Origin of the sequence: Streptomyces sp. YGL11-2, from assembly GCF_050054615.1 — a bacterium.
Lineage (GTDB): Bacteria > Actinomycetota > Actinomycetes > Streptomycetales > Streptomycetaceae > Streptomyces.
The window spans coordinates 1-16946 of record NZ_JBNHIN010000091.1 but is presented as its reverse complement, the minus strand read 5'-3'; the positions used below and the strand labels follow the sequence as shown (position 1 = coordinate 16946).

General features: G+C 70.6%; 14 protein-coding genes and 2 pseudogenes. 7 read left to right on the top strand and 9 right to left on the bottom strand.

Annotated elements, in window-relative coordinates:
- Positions 1 to 147: 147 nt before the first annotated feature.
- From ACO1BR_RS42215 to ACO1BR_RS42205, 3 genes and pseudogenes are all read right to left on the bottom strand, one after another.
- Positions 148 to 1266 (bottom strand): ABC transporter ATP-binding protein, encoded by a 1119-nt coding sequence (locus tag ACO1BR_RS42215; protein ID WP_426800431.1) that lies wholly within the window; start codon positions 1264 to 1266, stop codon positions 148 to 150.
- A 106-nt stretch (positions 1267 to 1372) separates the two neighbouring features.
- Entirely contained in the window at positions 1373 to 2254 is an 882-nt protein-coding gene (locus ACO1BR_RS42210; RefSeq protein WP_426800430.1) for a carbohydrate ABC transporter permease, read from the bottom strand.
- Positions 2251 to 3580, bottom strand: a pseudogene (locus ACO1BR_RS42205) (carbohydrate ABC transporter permease). Before ACO1BR_RS42205 ends, ACO1BR_RS42210 begins: the two are co-directional and overlap by 4 nt.
- Between ACO1BR_RS42205 and ACO1BR_RS42200 the strand changes: the two are divergent.
- Entirely contained in the window at positions 3486 to 3713 is a 228-nt protein-coding gene (locus tag ACO1BR_RS42200; protein ID WP_426800434.1) for a hypothetical protein, read from the top strand. The pseudogene ACO1BR_RS42205 and the gene ACO1BR_RS42200 overlap by 95 nt on opposite strands.
- Positions 3714 to 3753: 40 nt before the next feature.
- Here the strand turns inward: ACO1BR_RS42200 and ACO1BR_RS42195 are convergent, their stop codons facing one another.
- The 3 genes from ACO1BR_RS42195 to ACO1BR_RS42185 all read right to left on the bottom strand — a co-directional run bounded on the left by ACO1BR_RS42195 (position 3754) and on the right by ACO1BR_RS42185 (position 8534).
- Positions 3754 to 5100, bottom strand: a complete 1347-nt coding sequence (locus ACO1BR_RS42195; protein ID WP_426800429.1) for an ABC transporter substrate-binding protein — start codon at positions 5098 to 5100, stop codon at positions 3754 to 3756.
- A 31-nt stretch (positions 5101 to 5131) separates the two neighbouring features.
- Complete coding sequence (locus tag ACO1BR_RS42190; RefSeq protein ID WP_426800428.1) at positions 5132 to 6859, bottom strand: glycoside hydrolase family 13 protein; 1728 nt, start codon at positions 6857 to 6859, stop codon at positions 5132 to 5134.
- A gap of 406 nt (positions 6860 to 7265) precedes the next feature.
- Positions 7266 to 8534 carry an ABC transporter substrate-binding protein gene (locus ACO1BR_RS42185; RefSeq protein ID WP_426800427.1) on the bottom strand — a complete coding sequence of 423 codons (1269 nt, stop codon included), beginning with the start codon at positions 8532 to 8534 and terminating at the stop codon, positions 7266 to 7268.
- 283 nt (positions 8535 to 8817) lie between these two features.
- Here ACO1BR_RS42185 and ACO1BR_RS42180 point away from each other — a divergent pair, with 283 nt between their 5' ends.
- The 3 genes from ACO1BR_RS42180 to ACO1BR_RS42170 all read left to right on the top strand — a co-directional run bounded on the left by ACO1BR_RS42180 (position 8818) and on the right by ACO1BR_RS42170 (position 12435).
- Entirely contained in the window at positions 8818 to 9321 is a 504-nt protein-coding gene (locus ACO1BR_RS42180) for a PadR family transcriptional regulator (RefSeq protein WP_426800426.1), read from the top strand.
- 71 nt (positions 9322 to 9392) lie between these two features.
- A complete protein-coding gene (locus ACO1BR_RS42175; protein WP_426800432.1) occupies positions 9393 to 10121 on the top strand; it encodes an ABC transporter ATP-binding protein in 729 nt (242 codons plus the stop codon).
- Between the two features lie 4 nt (positions 10122 to 10125).
- A complete protein-coding gene (locus tag ACO1BR_RS42170; RefSeq protein ID WP_426800425.1) occupies positions 10126 to 12435 on the top strand; it encodes an FtsX-like permease family protein in 2310 nt (769 codons plus the stop codon).
- 160 nt (positions 12436 to 12595) lie between these two features.
- Here the strand turns inward: ACO1BR_RS42170 and ACO1BR_RS42165 are convergent, their stop codons facing one another.
- Entirely contained in the window at positions 12596 to 13990 is a 1395-nt protein-coding gene (locus ACO1BR_RS42165; RefSeq protein WP_426800424.1) for an MATE family efflux transporter, read from the bottom strand.
- A 200-nt stretch (positions 13991 to 14190) separates the two neighbouring features.
- On the opposite strand from ACO1BR_RS42165, the gene ACO1BR_RS42160 reads away from it, so the two are divergent.
- Positions 14191 to 14733, top strand: coding sequence for a PadR family transcriptional regulator (locus ACO1BR_RS42160; RefSeq protein ID WP_426800423.1), 543 nt, complete (start codon positions 14191 to 14193; stop codon positions 14731 to 14733).
- Positions 14734 to 15151: 418 nt separating this feature from the next.
- On the opposite strand, the gene ACO1BR_RS42155 is transcribed toward ACO1BR_RS42160, so the two are convergent.
- Together ACO1BR_RS42155 and ACO1BR_RS42150 are read right to left on the bottom strand one after the other, a co-directional pair.
- The gene (locus ACO1BR_RS42155) at positions 15152 to 15397 is read right to left on the bottom strand and encodes a hypothetical protein (RefSeq protein WP_426800422.1); all 246 of its coding nucleotides are present in this window, start codon (positions 15395 to 15397) and stop codon (positions 15152 to 15154) included.
- Between the two features lie 32 nt (positions 15398 to 15429).
- Complete coding sequence (locus ACO1BR_RS42150; RefSeq protein WP_426800421.1) at positions 15430 to 15978, bottom strand: hypothetical protein; 549 nt, start codon at positions 15976 to 15978, stop codon at positions 15430 to 15432.
- 186 nt (positions 15979 to 16164) lie between these two features.
- On the opposite strand from ACO1BR_RS42150, the gene ACO1BR_RS42145 reads away from it, so the two are divergent.
- Together ACO1BR_RS42145 and ACO1BR_RS42140 are read left to right on the top strand one after the other, a co-directional pair.
- Entirely contained in the window at positions 16165 to 16335 is a 171-nt protein-coding gene (locus ACO1BR_RS42145; RefSeq protein ID WP_426800433.1) for a hypothetical protein, read from the top strand.
- Positions 16304 to 16587 (top strand): annotated as a pseudogene (locus ACO1BR_RS42140) (cytochrome P450); the annotation flags it as partial. The gene ACO1BR_RS42145 and the pseudogene ACO1BR_RS42140, both read left to right, overlap by 32 nt.
- Positions 16588 to 16946: the final 359 nt, after the last annotated feature.

Genomic DNA, 16946 nt, shown 5'->3' with positions numbered 1-16946 from the left:
ACACGCGACACCGACCACAAAGGCCAACGTGACGAACCCCAAGTGGTTACGGCTCGATAGCCGTACGCACCAGTGGCCACGTCCGCTCACCACCTGCGCGTCAGCCCCACCCGTGAAGCGTGGTCGCGGTGGGTCCGCCGGGGCGGATCAGTCGCTCAGTCGCTCACCGGACGAGGTCGAGAACACGTGCGTCTCGCCCGCGCGCGGTACGACGTGCAGCACGTCGCCCTTCCCCGGAACCTGACGACCGCCGACCCGGACCACGATGTCCTTCCGCTCCCCGCCGATCTGGGCGGTGCCGTAGACGTATCCGTCGGCGCCGAGTTCCTCGACCACGTTCACGGTGACGGCAAGGCCCGCGGGTGCGTGGTTGGCGAGGGAGGTCGCCTGGCCGCCCGCGATGTCGAAGTGCTCGGGGCGTACCCCGACCGTCACCGTGCGGTCGCCCTTGTCGGCGGCCGCGGCGACGGCCTCGCGGCTGACCGGGACGATGCTATTGCCGAACTGCACGCCGCCGTCGGTGAGCGGCACTTCGACGAGGTTCATGGCCGGCGAGCCGATGAAGCCCGCCACGAAGAGGTTCGCGGGGCGGTCGTACATGTTCCGGGGCGAGTCGACCTGCTGGAGCAGCCCGTCCTTGAGGACGGCGACCCGGTCGCCCATGGTCATGGCCTCGACCTGGTCGTGGGTGACGTAGACCGTGGTGGTCCCCAGCCGCCGTTGGAGCCCGGCGATCTGGGTGCGGGTCTGCACCCGCAGTTTGGCGTCCAGGTTGGACAGCGGCTCGTCCATCAGGAACACCTGCGGCTCCCGGACGATCGCCCGGCCCATCGCGACCCGCTGCCGCTGACCGCCGGACAGCGCCTTCGGCTTGCGCCCCAGGTACTCCGTCAGGTCCAGGATCTTCGCCGCCTCCTCGACCTTCTGCCGGATCTCGGCCTTCGGCACACCGGCGATCTTGAGCGCGAACCCCATGTTGTCGGCGACCGTCATGTGCGGGTAGAGCGCGTAGTTCTGGAACACCATGGCGATGTCCCGGTCCTTCGGAGGCAGCTGCGTGACATCCCGGTCGCCGATCCGGATCGCGCCGTCGTTGACGTCCTCCAGCCCCGCGAGCATCCGCAGCGAGGTGGACTTGCCGCATCCGGAGGGCCCTACGAGGACGAGGAACTCGCCGTCCTCGATGGCGATCTCCAACTTGTCGACGGCCGCCCGCTCCGCTCCGGGATAGGTACGGGTCGCCTTGTCGAACGTGACTGTGGCCATGGTGTAGTGATCCCTTCACCGGCAGGAACGTGCCGGACGATCCGAGTGGGGGTTGGCGGTGGGTCCCCGTGTGGGGAGGGCGAGTTGGTCTGGTCGACGGCTGCCGCTACTTCACCGCGCCCGCCGTGATGCCGCTGACGAACTGGCGTTGGAAGGCGAAGAAGACCGCGAGGGGGATCACCATCGACAGGAACGCCCCGGAGGAGAGCACGTCGATGTTGTCGCCGAACTGGCGGGTCTGCTCCTGGAGCGCGACGGTGAGCGGCGCGGAGCCGCTGTTGGCGAAGATCAGCGCCACCAGCATGTCGTTCCAGACCCAGAGGAACTGGAAGATGGCGAGTGAGGCGATGGCCGGGCCGCCGAGTGGTACCACCACCCGGGCGAACAGCCGCAGTTCGCCCGCTCCGTCGAGGCGCCCCGCCTCCAGCAGCTCACGCGGAATCTCGGCGAAGAAGTTGCGCAGCAGGAAGATGGCGAACGGCAGGCCGAAGGCCGTGTGGAAGAGGATGACGCCCAGCAGGCTGCCGAAGATGCCGAATGCGGCGTACAGCTTGGTGACCGGGATCAGGGCGACCTGGATGGGGACCACCAGCAGCCCGATCAGCAGCAGGAAGAGCCAGTCCCGGCCGGGGAACTCCAGCCAGGCGAAGGCGTATCCGGCCATCGCGCCGATGACGATGACCAGCACGGTGACGGGGACGGTGATCAGCACACTGTTGAGCAGGGCATGGGTGATGGTGCCGTTGCCCATCAGTGCCGCGTAGTTGTGCAGGGTCAGCTGGGCCGGGTCGGTGAAGGCCCGCCACCAGCCGGAGGTGCTGATGTCGGACGGGCCGCGCAGCGAGGAGATCAGCAGCCCGACGGTGGGGACCAGCCAGAAGAGGGCGGTCAGCAGCAGGCCGAGACGGACCGCGCCGCCTCCGGCCCGGGCGGCCAGGCGGGCGGCCGCGCCAGGGCCGCGCCGGGTGGGGGTGTCGATGACGGTCACCGGGTGCGCTCCTTCCGGAAGCGGCGGATGTTGAAGAAGACGGCGGGCAGTACCAACAGCAGCAGCAGTACTCCGAGCGCGCTGCCGACGCCCTGGTCGTTGCCGCCGCCGAAGGAGGCGAGATACAGCTGGAGGGCGAGGACGTTGGCGTCCTGCTGGGTCGAGCCCGGTGCGATGACATAGACCAGGTCGAAGACCTTCAGCACGTTGATGACCAGTGTCACCAGCACCACGACGAGCGTCGGGGCCAGCAGCGGGACGGTGACCCGGCGGAAGACCTGCCACTCGTTCGCGCCGTCCATCCGGGCCGCCTCCAGCAGTTCGCGCGGCACTCCGGCCAGTCCGGCCGCGATCAGCACCATCGCGAAGCCGGTCCACATCCACACGTAGGCGCCGATGATGGACCAGGTGACCAGGGTTGGTCCGAGCCAGGTGACGCCCTGGAACTGGGCGGTGAAGTTGGCGGCGGGCAGGCTCAGCCGCACCTGGCCCGTGCCGAGCTTGTCGGCCGGCAGGACGAAGGTGCCGTTGCGGCCGGAGGTGGCGGAGGCGACGGTGCGGCCGTCACGTACCGCCTGCACCTGGACCCCGGCCAGGGCCTTCTCCCCCGGGTCGATCCGGCCGGGGACCCCACCGCCGCCCGGGGTGAAGTCCAGCCAGACGGTGCCGCAGACGGCGCCCGCGGGGCAGTGGGTCGGCGCGGCGGCCTGCTGCGCCCCGGAGAGGGTGGCGGGCGAGACGCCGACCAGCGGCAGCGCCGCCGCGCCGGTGCCCGGGGGCACTGTGGAGGTGGTGAGNCCCCCCCCCCCCCCCCCCCCCCCCCCCCCCCCCCCCCCCCCCCCCCCCCCCCCCCCCGGTGCCCGGGGGCACTGTGGAGGTGGTGAGGTAGCCGCCCCCGGAGGGGGCCAGGCCGCCGCCGACGCGCGGCTTGGCTCCCGGGTAGGAGGACGCCTTGGCGAAGGTGTCGTGTACGCCGACCGCCACCGCGTTGGCCACGCCCTTGCCGGGGTCCTGGTCGTACACCAGGCGGAAGATGATTCCGGCCGCCAGCATCGAGATGGCCATCGGCATGAAGACCACCAGTTTGAAGGCGGTTCCCCAGCGGATCCGTTCGGTCAGCACCGCGAAGATCAGCCCGAGCCCGGTGGCCACGCTGGGCGCGACCACCACCCACAGGGCGTTGTTGCGCAGCGCGGTCAGCGTCCTGGGGTCATGGAAGACGCTGGTGTAGTTGCCCAGGCCCACGAAGTGGGCGAAGCCGTCCGCGCCGAACAGGCTGCGCACCGCCGTCCAGCTGATGGGGTACACCACCAGCGCCCCGAGCACCGCCAGCGCCGGAAGCAGGAAGCAGGCGGCGGCCCAGGGGTGGGCGCCGATCGCCGAGCGCGCGCGGCGGACGGTGTGCCGTCCGCCGCGTCGGGGACCGGCGGTGCCGGACGGGGACGGTGGTGCCTGGTAGGGGGCGGAGGGCGCGGTCTGTGCTGCCATCACCCGTCACCTCAGCCCGCGTTGGCGAACGCCGCGGCGGCGTCCGTTTCCAACTTGCTCTGTGCGCCGGCCACGTCCGAGGGGGCGGCCAGGAAGTCCTGGAGGTCCTTCCACTCGCCTTGGCCCTTGGTACCGCCGAACGCCGCCGGGGCCTGATCGGACATGTCGAAGCGGAAGTTGTCGCCGGCGGCCGTCAAGGACTTGGCGAGGGACTGCTCGGTCGCGTCGGGGTAGGCGGAGAGGTCCAGGGACTTGTTGGGCGAGATGAAGCCGCCCTGCTTGACCTCGGTTCGTGCGGCGTCCGTTGAGGCGAGGTAGGTCAGAAGCGCCTGGGCGCCCTTGCTGCTCTTCAGCGCCACGGCGACGTCGCCGCCGACGACCATGGGTGCCTGGCCACCGTCCGCCTTCGGGAACGGGAACACCTTGGCGTCGGTGCCGATCTTGGCCTTGGTGTCACTGGTGATGTTGGTGGCGACGAAGTCGCCTTCGTAGACCATGGCGGCCTTCGCGGGATCGGCGAAGGTCTGGTCCACGGAGGCGGGGAACTCGGTGGCCACGGCGCCGCGGGTGCCACCGGCGAGCAGGGTGGGCTTGCCGAAGAGCTGGCCGAGGGTGGTCAGGGCCTTGCCGACCGAGGGGTCGGTCCACTTGATCTGGTGCTTGGTCAGCTGGTCGTACTTGGCCGGGCCGGCCTGGCTGAGGTAGATGTTCTCGAACCAGTCGGTCAGCGTCCAGCCGTCCGCGCCGCCGACGGAGACTGGCGGAGTGCCGGAGTCGGAGATGGTCTGGGCGTCCTTGAGGAACTCCGACCAGGTGGCCGGGGGGCTGGAGATTCCGGCGGTGGAGAATGCCTTGGTGTTGTACCAGACCGTGGACTTGTCGGCGGCCTTGAAGTACACCCCGTACTGCTTGCCCTGGTAGGCGCCCAGGTTCTGCCAGCCGGTGCTGTAGTTGCTCTTCAGCTGCTTCTCGACGGCCGCTTCGGCCGGCTTGAGCCACCCGGACTTGGCGAACTGGGCCAGCACACCAGGCTGCGGGAGGAACGCGACGTCCGGCGCTCCACCGCCCTGGATCTTGGTGCCGAGGAAGGTCGAGACGTTGTCGCCGGTGGGGACGAAGTCGGTCTTGGCGCCGGTCAGTTGGTCGAACCGCTCGATGACCTTCATGAAGTTCTTCTGTTCCGGCCCGGTCCACACCGCGGCCACCTCAAGGTGCTGGCCGTGCAGGTCGGGCAGGTGGAGGTCGGAAGCGGTGGCGCCGCTGGGAGCAGCGGAGGAGCTGGAGCCGCTGCCGCCGCAGGCGGTGGTCAGCAGGCCCAGGGCGCAGGTGGTGGCGGCCAGTGCGACGATTCTTTTCATGGGGTTCTCCTGATTTGGGACGGGTACGGGATCAGGGAGTTGCGGTGACCCACCAGGCGGCCGTGTTGCCCGGTAGGGAGCCCGGTGGGCAGGGGCGACTGGCGAGCAGTGGGGTGCCGCCGGCCGGGGCGGGCACCGGCTGGGCGCCGAAGTTGACGGCGCACACCAGTCCCTCCCCTCGTTCGAAGGCGAGTACCTGCGGCGGGGAGTCGAGCCAGCGCACCGGCCCCTCGCCGAGCTGGGGCAGGCTGTGGCGCAGGTGGAGCGCGTCCCGGTAGAGGTGCCAGAAGGACGTGGTGTCGACCAGTGCCCGCTCGGTGGTGTGGTCGGCGAACCAGTCCGGCTGGGGCAGCCACGGCCGCGCCGGGGCGTCGCCTGCGGTGAAGCCGAACGGGGAGGCGTGTCCGGACCACGGCAGCGGGACCCGGCAGCCGTCGCGGACCTTGGCCCGGCTCCCCGTGCGCCGGAATATCGGGTCGGTCAGCACCTCGTCCGGCAGGTCGTCCACCTCGGGCAGGCCCAGCTCCTCGCCCTGGTAGACGTAGGCGGCGCCGGGCAGCGCCAGCATCAGCAGGGCGGCGGCCCGGGCCCGAGCGGGGCCGAGGCCGGACAGGTCGGTGCTGTCGGCGGGGGCCGGTGCGGCGTAGCGGGTGACCGACCTGATCTGGTCGTGGTTGTTGAGGACCCAGGTGATGGTCGATCCGGTCCCGGCGATGTCGCGCAGGGCGTCGGAGATGACCTGTTGGAACGCCTCCGCGTCCCAGGGCGCGGTCAACAGGTGGAAGAAGAATGCCTGGTGCAGCTCGTCGGGCCGTACGTAGCGGGCGTGCTCGGCGGCGGTCGGCACCGACACCTCGCCGACCAGCAGGCGTTCGCGTCCGTCCCGCGCGGTGTACTGCTCGCAGATCGCCCGCCAGCTGCGCCACACCTGGTGGACCTCGGGCTGGTTCCAGGCCAGCGGGTTGACCGAGTCACGGGAGCGCTCGTCCGCGCCCGGGTCTTCGGAGTCCGGCAGGTCCGGGTGCTTGTACAGCCCGGCCGCGACGTCGATGCGGAAGCCGTCGACGCCGCGGTCCAGCCAGAACCGCAGCACCCGCTCGAAGTGCTGCGCCACGTCGGGGTGGCGCCAGTTGAGGTCCGGCTGCTCGGGCGTGAACATGTGCAGGTACCACTCGCCCGGGGTGCCGTCGGGCTCGACGACACGGGTCCATGCGGGGCCGCCGAACATCGCGCGCCAGTTGTTGGGTGGCAGCTCACCGTCCGTGCCGCGGCCCGGGGCGAAGTGGAACCGGCCGCGTGCCGCGCCGCCCGGCGCGTCGGCGAGTGCCTGCTGGAACCAGGGGTGCTGGAGCGAGCAGTGGTTGGGCACGATGTCGACCAGGCACCGCAGGCCGAGCCGGTGCGCGTCGGCGATCAGGCGGTCGAATGCGGCCAGGTCGCCGTAGACCGGGTCCACGTCGCAGTAGTCCGCGACGTCGTAGCCGTGGTCGTGCTGCGGTGAGGGGTAGAACGGGGTGAGCCAAATGCCGTCCACGCCAAGGCGCTTGAGGTAGGGCAGTCCGGCCGCGACGCCTGCCAGGTCGCCGATGCCGTCGCCGGTGCTGTCCAGGAAGCTGCGGATGTAGATCTGGTAGATCACCGCGTCGCGCCACCACCGGTGGGGCGGCAACGCGGGTGTGTTCTCGGTGTTCGGGGTGTCCACCGCCCCGAGCCGTGCTGTCGCTCTCGGCGGGTTGTTTTCAACCGGTGCGCCGATCATCCGTCACCATCCTGGCCCGTCGTACGGCTCGCGCAGGAGCCGTCGGTTGTTCTGGTTGCCCAGCCCGGGCGCCGTTCCGTTCAGCGGGGACGACGCGTGAGTCGGGCTGCCGCGCGGTATGCGCGTCGTCCCTGGGGCCGGTTTTTCGTCCGACCGCCGCGAGGTGCATGCATGTTATGTATAGCGGTCGAGTAGATGTCAACGGTGAAAACAGAAATTTCCAGGCCCGGTGGCGGCCCAGGTCATCGGGCTCGGCCCGCGGGGATGCATGACGGGCAGGTGTCCGGGGCGTTGCGGTGGTGTTCTTCGCGCGGCGACGCACGGCGTCCGGGCATGCCGAGGGCCGGCAGTCCCGCGGGACTGCCGGCCCTGAGCGCCAGACGGATTCGGTGGGCGGTGCTCGCCGTCAGGGACCTCGCAGGATCGCCTTCAGGTCCTGTGCCAGCGCCGCCGTCGCCGCGGCCGGTGACCGCCGCTGCGTGAGGGCGGCGTGCACCTCTCCGGCCACCGCCAGGCTCACCTGGTCGTACTCCGCGCTCTTGGGGCGGGTCCTGGCCGACAGGATGCTCTGCCGCAGCACCGGCAGATACGGGAACCGCTTGATCAGCGCGGTATCGGTGTACAGCTGCGCCCACACCGGCGGCAGCGAGCCCTGCTCCAGCACCTGCCGCTCGTTGTCGAGCCCGGTCAGGTACCGGATCAGCGCGCGGGCGGTCTTCTGGTGCCGTGAGTAGCTGCTGACCGAGAGGTTGGAACCGCCCAGCGAACTCGACCCCGGGCCGTCGGCACCGGGCAGCGGGGCCACGCCGATCTTCCCGGCGACCTTCGAGCCCTTCGCCTCGGCCAGGCCGTACGCGTACGGCCAGTTGCGCATGAACAGGTAGTGGCCGTCTTCGAAGGCTCGCCGCGACTCCTCCTCCGTGAAGGTGAGCGTCTCGCGCGGTATCCAGCCCTGGCGCACCCCGTTGACCATGAAGTCCAGCGCCCGCACGGCCGCGGGTGAGTCGACGGCGACCTTCCGGCCCTCGTCGGAGAGGATCGCCCCGCCCGCCGACTGCACCGCCTCCGCGTAGTTGACGGTGAGCCCCTCGTACGGCAGCAACTGGCCGGCGTAGCCCTTCAACCCGTACCCGGGTGCCACCGTCCGCGCGTCGTTCGCCAGCTCGGCCCAGGTCCGCGGCGGCGGCAGGTGAGCCCGGTCGAGGACGTCCTTGCGGTAGTAGAGCATTCCGGCGTTGGTCACGTAGGGGACCGCGTAGAGCCGCCCGCGGTAGGTGGCCGTGTCGACCACCGGTTTGAGGAACTTGTCCAGCGGAAAGCCCTGTGCGTCCAGCGGGGCGATCCACCCGGCGGAGGCGAACTCCGCGGTCCAGGCCACGTCCATGTTGAGGACGTCGTAGCGGTCGCTCTTCGCCCGGAGGTTGCTGATCATCTGCGCCCGCACGTCGTCGGCGGCGGGGGGCAGTTGGATCAACGTGGCCTTCTGGTCGGGGTGGGCGGCGTTCCACACCGCCAGCCGGCCCTGCATATAGCCGGTGAGGTCCCGCCCGGTGACCAACGTCACCGGACCCGTTCCGTCGGCGCCGCCGTCGCGAGCCCAGCTCGCGGGCAGGGAGCACCCGGAGAGCAGCAGCAACCCGGCCATCAGCCAGTGCGTCACTCTGAGCCACCGCATGCGTTCCTCCAGCTCACCACCGCCCTGCGGAAGGGTAGTATTCGGTTATGTATATCTCGCATCTATGACAGGGAACAGGGCATCGGTCCGCGCGGCCGTCTCGGAGCAGTTGCGGCGAACCCGCACCCGACTACGGCGGCGATACCGGGAGCACGCGCGCGAACCGGGGAAGAGGCCGGGGTGCTGGGCGGAACCATAACGCCCGCGCCGGGCCCTGTCATGGGTCGCGCGTTGACCGAGCAGAGATCGTGTCCGACCGGCACGTGAGGAGGAGTCGAAGCCCGTGCGCCTGCCACTGCTGGCGCTTCTCGCCAAGGAACCCGCCCACGGTTACGAGCTCAAGCAAGCCCTTGAGCAAACCTTCGGCGCGGCGTACCCTCAGCCAAACATCGGACAGGTCTATGTCACTTTGGGGCGACTTGAGAAGAATGGGCTGATCAAGGGCCAGGACGTCGACCAGTCCAACCGGCCGAACAAGCGGGTCTACGAGATCACCGACGCCGGCCGTGAGGAACTCGCCGCATGGTTCGCCGAGGCGACCGAGGGCCCTCGGGTACGGGACGAGTTCTTCATGAAGCTGGTCCTGGCGCCCGGGGCCGGTGGCAGCGACCGGCTCGCGCTGATCAACACGCAGCGCCGCCACTATCTGAACGTCATGCGGGGTCTTTCGCGGCTTGCCGCGGAGGACCGGGACAACCGCGTCGCACAACTGCTCATCGAGGGCGCCATGCTCCACCTGCAGGCCGACCTCGACTGGCTGGAGCGCTGTCAGGAGGAACTGGATTGAGCCGCTCGGGCCCCGACCCCGCGGGCGCCGCTGCCACGGACCCCGACCACGTCCTCCCGCCCGCCGAAGCCATGCTCTGCGCACGGGACCTGGTCAAGGTCCACCACGGTGCGGAGACCGCCACCCATGCCGTACGCCATGTGGATCTCCGCGTCGACCGCGGCGAGTTCGTCGCGATCATGGGGCCCTCCGGCGCGGGCAAGTCCACGCTGCTCCACCTGCTCGGCGGGCTGGACCGCCCCGACAGCGGCCGGATATGGCTGGACGGGCAGCGGGTGGACGGTCTGACCGAGGCCCGCTGGTCGCTGTTGCGCCGCCGCACCGTCGGAATCGTCTTCCAGTTCTTCAACCTGGTCACCAACATGACCGCGGCCGACAACGTGGAACTGCCGGCCCTGCTGGCCGGGATGTCCCCGAAGCAGGCCCGGACGCGCCGCGAGGAGCTGTTCGCCGAACTCGACCTCGCGGACAGGGCCCGCAGCACCCCCGCCGCGCTCTCCGGCGGTGAACAGCAGCGCGTCGCGCTGGCCAGAGCCCTGGTCAACGAGCCGGGTCTGCTGCTCGCCGACGAGCCGACCGGCAACCTCGACAGCCGCAACACCCGCGACGTGCTCCGCCTGCTGGCCCGCTACCACGCCAGCGGCCAGACGATCCTGCTGGTCACCCATGACGCCCGGGTCGCCAGCAGCGCGGACCGGGTGATCAGCCTCTACGACGGCGAGATAGCCGACGACTCCGCCCTGCACGCCCCCTCCGACAGCACGACCACCGTCGCCGACGTGCTGCGGCTGAAGGGCTGAGCCGATGCGCGCGCTGCTTCGCTGGGTACGGGCCGACCTGCGCGCCCACCGCGGCCAGGCCGCGCTGATGGTCCTGGTCACCGCGGTGATCGCGGTCTCGTTGATCCTGGCGAACGCGCTGTTGCAGGACGCCGCCAACCCCTGGCAGCGCGTCTTCCTGCAGTCCCGCGGAGCCCATGTGTGGATCCACCTGCGTCCCGGCGTGGACACCGCACCGCTCAGCCACCTCGACGGGGTCACCGGGGTCGCCGGACCGTACCGGACCGCCCCCGCCGACCTGGTACGCGGCACCGAGAAGGTGTCCCTCGAACTGCGGGCGGCAGGCGTCGAGCCTCCGTCGGTGGCCCGCCCGCTGGTGCGCTCCGGCCGGTGGCTGGACCCGGCCCGCCCCGACGGCATCGTCCTGGAGCGCTCGCTCGCCCACGCGATGCACGTGGGTGTGGGCGGCACGGTCACCGTCCGCGGCCGGGATGACGGGACGCTGCCGATGCGGGTGCTCGGCATCGCCGACAGCGCGGACCAGGGCTCGTACCCGGACTGGACGCCCGGCCTCGGCTGGGTGCTGCCCTCCGCCCTGGACCGTGTCGTGCCCGAGCCCGTCCACACCCAGCAGGTGATCGGGCTGCGGCTGCGCGATCCGGGTGCTGCCGACTTCGCCGCCCAGCAGGTCGTCACCACACTGGGCAGCGGCCAGGTGACGCAGGTCACCACCTGGCAGCAGGTGCGTTCCGCCATGGGCCAGGACAACCGGCTCCTCGGACTGCTGCTCGGGGTGTTCGGCCTGGTCGCCCTGGTGGCGGCGGCACTGGCCACCGCGGGCGCCGCGGGCAGCCGGGTGCTGGCGCAGGTACGGGACATCGCCATGCTCAAGGCCATCGGCTTCACCCCGGCGCAGGTGGTGCGGCTCTTCCTGTACGAGCACACCGCCCTGGCACTGGCCGGGATGGTCCTGGGGGCGGGCGCGGCCAGCGTCTTCGGCCCGCTGCTGCCGGGGGCGCTCGGGGAGGCCATGGGCCTGTGGCAGGCCGAACCCTCCCACGCCGGAGCGCTGGCGGCGACGGGTGCGGGGGTGGTGCTCAGCGTCGCCCTGGCCACCGTCCTCCCGGCCTGGCGAGCGGGACGGATCCCGGCCGTGCCCACGGTCCGCGCCAACCACCCGGCGAGCGGGATCTCCCGGCTGGCCCGCCTCGCGCTGCTGCTGAAGCTGCCTCCGGCGCTGGCACTGGGCAGCCGGGCGGCGTTCCACCGCCCCCTGCGCGCCGGCCTCACCGTTGCCCGGCTGGCCATCCCGATCATGATGATCACTGTGGCGCTGGGCAGTTGGGCCACGCTGGACGGCTTCCAGGACCATCCCCGGCAGTTGGGACTGGCGGCGAGCCTGACCGCGCGGCCCAGTGGCATGGGCGACGCGGAGGCGCGCCGCCTGCTCGCCCGGCAGCCCGAAGTGGCCGCCGCGTATCCGGGGGTGGAGACGCCGGCACTTGTGCCCGGAGAGACCACGACGATCACCGTTCGCGCGTTGGGCACCGCCGACCATCCCTATCCGTTCGCCCTCGCCGCAGGCCACCTCATCCGCGACGAGGACGAGGCGGTGGCCGGGCAGGGGGCGCTCGACCTGCTGCATGCCAAGGTGGGCGAGTGGGTGCGGGTCATGGCTGGGGGGACCCCACACATCCTGCACATCGTCGGTCGGGACATCGAGCCCGATCACAACGGGGAGATGCTCTCGGTGGAGCTGGGTGCGCTGGCCGGACCCGGCGGACCGCCCAGGACGCAGTACGAGGCGCTGGTGCTGCGCCCCGGGGCGGATCCGAAGGCGGTGCGGGCGGATCTGATCGCGGCGTCCCGCGGCCGCCTCGACGTACGGTCGGTGGCCAACCCGGCGGACCGGCTGGGCATGGTCCGCGTGGTGGTCGTCGGACTGATCGGGGTGCTGACGCTGATCGGCCTCGCCGAACTGGTCACCGCGACCGCCTCCGGCCTGCGCGACCACGTCCGCGACCTCGGTGTCCTGCGGGCCATGGGCCTGACGCCACGGCAGGTCACCGCCATCATCGTGACCAGCACCGGGGTGCTCGCCATGGTGGCGGTGCTGGTGGGCACCGGGCTCGGGGTGCTGCTGTCGGACCGCCTGATCAATATGGAGGGCCAGGCCAGCGGCGTCGGTGCGGGCATCGCGCGGATTCCCGCACCGGAGACGCTGCTGATCGCGGGTGCCGTCGCGGTGGCGGTGGCCGCCTGCGTCTCGGTTGTCCCGGCCACCAGAGCGACCCGGGCCCGGATCACCACGGCGCTGAGCGCAGGCCGCATGTGACCACCAGGCGCGCCTCGGAGCGGCGCGGCTCCCCGCTCGACGAGTCGAGCGCGCACGGCAGCGAACACCTCGTCAACTCCCCCGCCCCGTAGGGCAACTCCTTCGTCATCAAGGCCAACACCCTTGCCGCGGCCACGGGATGCCGCAGTGCCGCGCACCTTCACCTACACCGCCGAGGGCCTCCCCGGGGTACCGCGAAGTACCGCCGGAAGAGTACGTACGACATCACGTACTGGGCACCGACACCCATGCTCATGGACAGCCAGACGCCTTCGACACCCAGGGCGGGCACCGAGCTCAGTCCGAAAGCGAGCGGGAGCTGCACCAGCGCTCCCAGCAGGGTCACCCAGAACAGCGACCGCGTGTGACCGCCTCCGGTGAAGACCCCGCCGAGCCCCACCACACCGGCCAGGAGCAGCAGGTACGGAAGGAGGTACCGGAGGAGTGTTCCACCGGAGTCCACGACTCCCGAGGAATCGCTGAAGAGCCCCATGAGCGGTCGCCCTCCCAGCGCGAGCACCGTGCCGGCTGCCGCGGCGACCAGCGTGGCCAGCAGGGCGCTCTGCCGTCCGATCATGAACTCCGCGGGCTCACCGGCTCCCCGGGCGCGTGCTGTGAGGACGCTTGCGGCCTGGCGTACGGCGTAAAAGGCCATGGTGACGACGAACAGGATCTTGATCCCGATGCCGTAGGCCGCCAGCGGGTCCTCGCCGAAACGCGCGATGATCCCGACCAGGGTCATGCTGATCCCCATGCGCAGGACGAAGTCGCCGGAGGCCGGCAGTCCGACGGCGAGCAACCGCCGGAGCGCTGCGGGCCACCGCAGAGTCGTCGGCTCGGAGCCGCCCACATCGGCAAGCCGCATGCGGCGCAGCATCACCAGGCTTACGCAGAGGGCGAGTCCGCGGCCGAGGAGCATGCCGAGGGCGGCGCCCTGCACCCCCATGTGCGGGAGGGGGCCGACACCGTAGATGAGCAGCGGGTCGAGGACGAGGATGAGGGCGTTGGCGAGGATCGCTGTCCGCATCGGGGTCCGCGTGTCTCCGGTGCCCTTGAAGATGCCGTCGACCACGTTCTGCGCGAAGAACACCGCTGTCCCGGGGAACGAGATGGCGAAGAACCCCTCCGTGGTACGGAGCACCTCGTTCCCGTCTCCGACGAGCAGGCGCGCGATGTCGTCACGGAAGAGGAAACCTCCGAGCGCGACGATCGGAGTGATCACCAGCCACAGCACTCTCACCGCCCTCGTGATCACCGGCACTTCGGCCCGCCTGCCACCACCGAGGGCATCGGCTATCAGGACCGTCGCTCCGACGTTGGCCATGAGGATGATGCCGAGGAGCACATTTTCCAGAGTCGTGGCGATCGCGACCGCGCCGACCGCCGCTTCGTCCAGACGGGAGACCCAGACCGTGTCGATGATTCCGGCGATCACTCCGGAAAGCAGTTCCAGGTAGACCGGGATTCCGAGGGACAGCAGTGACCGGCGGGTCGCCACGGGAGTGGGGGTGGCCGCGCCTTCTGGGATCACCCCGGTGTCAGGAGCGGTGGACAACGGCCACGACCTTTCCGATGGCGCGGTGGCCTTCCCCGCAAGGCAACAACTCCGGCCCGCCTGGGCTCTGCGGCGTCATCGCGCGCACGCTCACGCCACCTCTCCCCCGGTACACGCACCGTTGTGACGTCGATCAACGTACCTCGATTCGTGTGACTCTAAAAGAGGTAGTCTGACAACAGGCCACGGAAGGAGAGCTGGTGCTGACGCTTTCGATCCTCGGATTTCTGGCAGAGCGCCCTATGCATGCCTATGAGCTCCGACAGGTCATCTCCACCCTGATCGGGCACAACCGACCGGTGAGCGATGGCGCCCTGTACCCGGCGCTCAACCGCCTCCGGCAGGCGGGGCACGTGGAGCGGCAGGCCGAACCCGGTACGAGGGCACCCACCCGCCAGGTGTTGCGCATCACCGACAACGGGCGGGCGGAGTTGCTGCGTCGGCTGTCCGAACCGAAGACCACCGAGATCACCGACAGCGGCTCCTTCTTCACCCTGCTCGCGTTCCTCGGCCAACTGCCGGAAACGGCACAGCAGATGGCCGTCCTGCGGCGTCGTCTGGATTTCCTCACCCAGCCGGCCGGTTTCTTCCACCATGCGGGGGCACCGGCACGTATCAAGGACGTGGACGACCGCTACCGCAAGGGCATGCTCCTCATGGCCCGGGCGACACAACGAGCCGAGCGGGCCTGGCTGGAGCAGACGCTCCGGGAACTGGCCGAACAGGCCGAGACGGAGGTGTGACACCCCGGCGCCGTGCAGCCCGGGTGGCACACCGTCATCTGCCCTGGCCGACTGGCGGCACCCGACCGGTCAGGCGACCGGCCCGGCCGGACCACCGCGTGAGGTGGGCGAGGCTTCGCCACCGGTCCAGGGGGGGGTGGCCGGGTGCGCGGGCAGTGCCCGGAGGCACACATGGTCGGCACCACCCGCCTGCAGATGGGCATGCACCCGCTGCGCGATCTCCTCTTCTCTTCGCCGAACGCGACGAGCGCCTCGACCAGACGGTCGCTGCCGCCGTCGGCGAAGTCGCCCTCGTCCCACCCGAGCCGTCGCCGGCTGGCCCGGTACGGCACCGCGGGCAGGTACCCGGCGACGTGGGTGCGTGCCCTGTCCCGTGCCGTGTCGGCACCGAGCCCGGTCACCACGGCCTGTTCGACGATCAGGACCCGGTCGCGCCCGAGCGCCGCGCGGGCTCCGGCCGTGTGCTCCGGCGTGACGAGGTAGGAGAACGCGCCGTCTGACCGGCCCGGGCCAGTTCGAGGGCGCGCGGTTCCAGCGCGGCGAGCACGCGCGGTGGCCGGGGCGCCGGGTCGCCAACGAAGCCGACGAGTTGGCGGACCGGGTCGGGTTCGTCGAGACGGACCAGGTGTTCGCGCAGCGCGGCCAGGGCCGTTCGTGCGGACACCGCGCTGTTGCCGTACCGGTACGCGACCGCAGCTACTTCGGCGGAGCGGTCCTGGACGCCGTCGTCTCCGTCTCCGTCTCCTCCGACCTACGGCTCTCCGCCCACCCGTTCTCCGGCCTACGGTTCTCCGCCCACCGGTTGAAGCCCTTCCCGGTGGATGCCGCCGGCGACGTCGATGGCCGGCGGTGAGGGTCCTTCCAGCGAGGGGCGAGGACGGCGATGGTTGCCAGACCGATCGCAAGAGGGACTTCGCACAAGGCGGCCATGGCCACTGCTTCCAGATGGTCGGTGCCCTTAGCTGCGGTGGTCACATCGAACCAGGCATCCAGTGCGAAGAGCGTGGCGGTGGCCGAAGCAATGGGACCGGCTGCGGTGCGCCGGTACCAGATCAGAACACCGGTGAGCAGCAAGCCAGCCACTTCCATGGCGTCCAGCCCGATCCAGGCGGTGTCCCAGTTGCGGACCCTGGCATGGCTTTTCAGGGTCAGTCCAAGGATCACCATCCAGACGGCCAGCACCAACGCCACGCCGACCAGGCCCCAGACCACTCGCCGCCGGTTACCCCCCACACGCGCGAACACGATCACTCCTGCCTTTCCCCTGTGCGTCTTGGCACCGACCGCGGGACGTCTGCCGTTCTCGACCCCATGGGCCGTGGCAGATCACGCACGGTGCCTCCCTGTTCCTGTGGTGCGGACGGCCTCCCCGCGCCTTCCGCACCCTCACAGGGAGAACATAGCCAGCCATCTTGTGGGTTGTCTGTGGAGGTGCCGGGTGCACCGGCAGGGCCGGCCGGCTCGGGCGCCGCGGCCGCAGCGCTCATCTCCACCGAGCAGGCTCTCCTGGCCCGCCATGACGACCTCACCATCGAGGAACTGGTCGGCATCGCGTTCCTGCTGCTCGCGGGTCACGCTGCTGGCCGCCAACCACGCCCCTGAGCGCTTCGCCCCCCCGGCACCCTGGACGTCCACCGCAAGGCCCGCGGCCACCTGTCCTTCGGCCACGGCATCCACCAGTGCCTCGGCCGGCAACTCGCCCGCGTCGAAACGCGCGCCGGACCCACCGCACTGCTACGCCGCTTCCCGACCCTCGAACTCGCCATCCCCACTCGCGAGGTGAAACTCAGGACCGACATGAACATCTACGGCGTCCACGAACTGCCCGTCACCTGGATGGAAACGGCCCGGTAAAGCCGCCGGCCGAGAGCGACACCTCAGTGGGAACGCACCTTCAGGGCCGGTCTTGTGAATCATTCCGGTGAGCGGAGAAACCCAACGCAGTTCCACAAGGCAGGCTCTGGGACTTGTTCGGGCGATCGTGCGACCGCGTCTCGTACTCGACGCGTTGATGAGGGCATGGAGCGGGGTGATGTGACGGACCGGAGCATGGGAGCGCCGCCCCCGAGCGTGCCCGCCCGGCCATGCCCCCGGAACTTGGGATGTCGGCGCCCGCGGGGACAGGCCATGATCGCTAAGAGGCGCAGGTGGTTGGGGTGGCGTGGGCGGGGTCGAGGGCGTTCGCTGTCTCATGGAAGGCGAGACGGTCGATC

Bases quoted from the DNA above. Each gene is read 5' to 3' on its own strand.
- ACO1BR_RS42215 (WP_426800431.1), bottom strand. From the start codon at position 1,266: ATGGCCACAGTCACGTTCGACAAGGCGACCCGTACCTATCCCGGAGCG.
- ACO1BR_RS42195 (WP_426800429.1), bottom strand. From the start codon at position 5,100: ATGAAAAGAATCGTCGCACTGGCCGCCACCACCTGCGCCCTGGGCCTG.
- ACO1BR_RS42190 (WP_426800428.1), bottom strand. From the start codon at position 6,859: ATGATCGGCGCACCGGTTGAAAACAACCCGCCGAGAGCGACAGCACGG.
- ACO1BR_RS42185 (WP_426800427.1), bottom strand. From the start codon at position 8,534: ATGCGGTGGCTCAGAGTGACGCACTGGCTGATGGCCGGGTTGCTGCTG.
- ACO1BR_RS42175 (WP_426800432.1), top strand. From the start codon at position 9,393: ATGCTCTGCGCACGGGACCTGGTCAAGGTCCACCACGGTGCGGAGACC.
- ACO1BR_RS42170 (WP_426800425.1), top strand. From the start codon at position 10,126: ATGCGCGCGCTGCTTCGCTGGGTACGGGCCGACCTGCGCGCCCACCGC.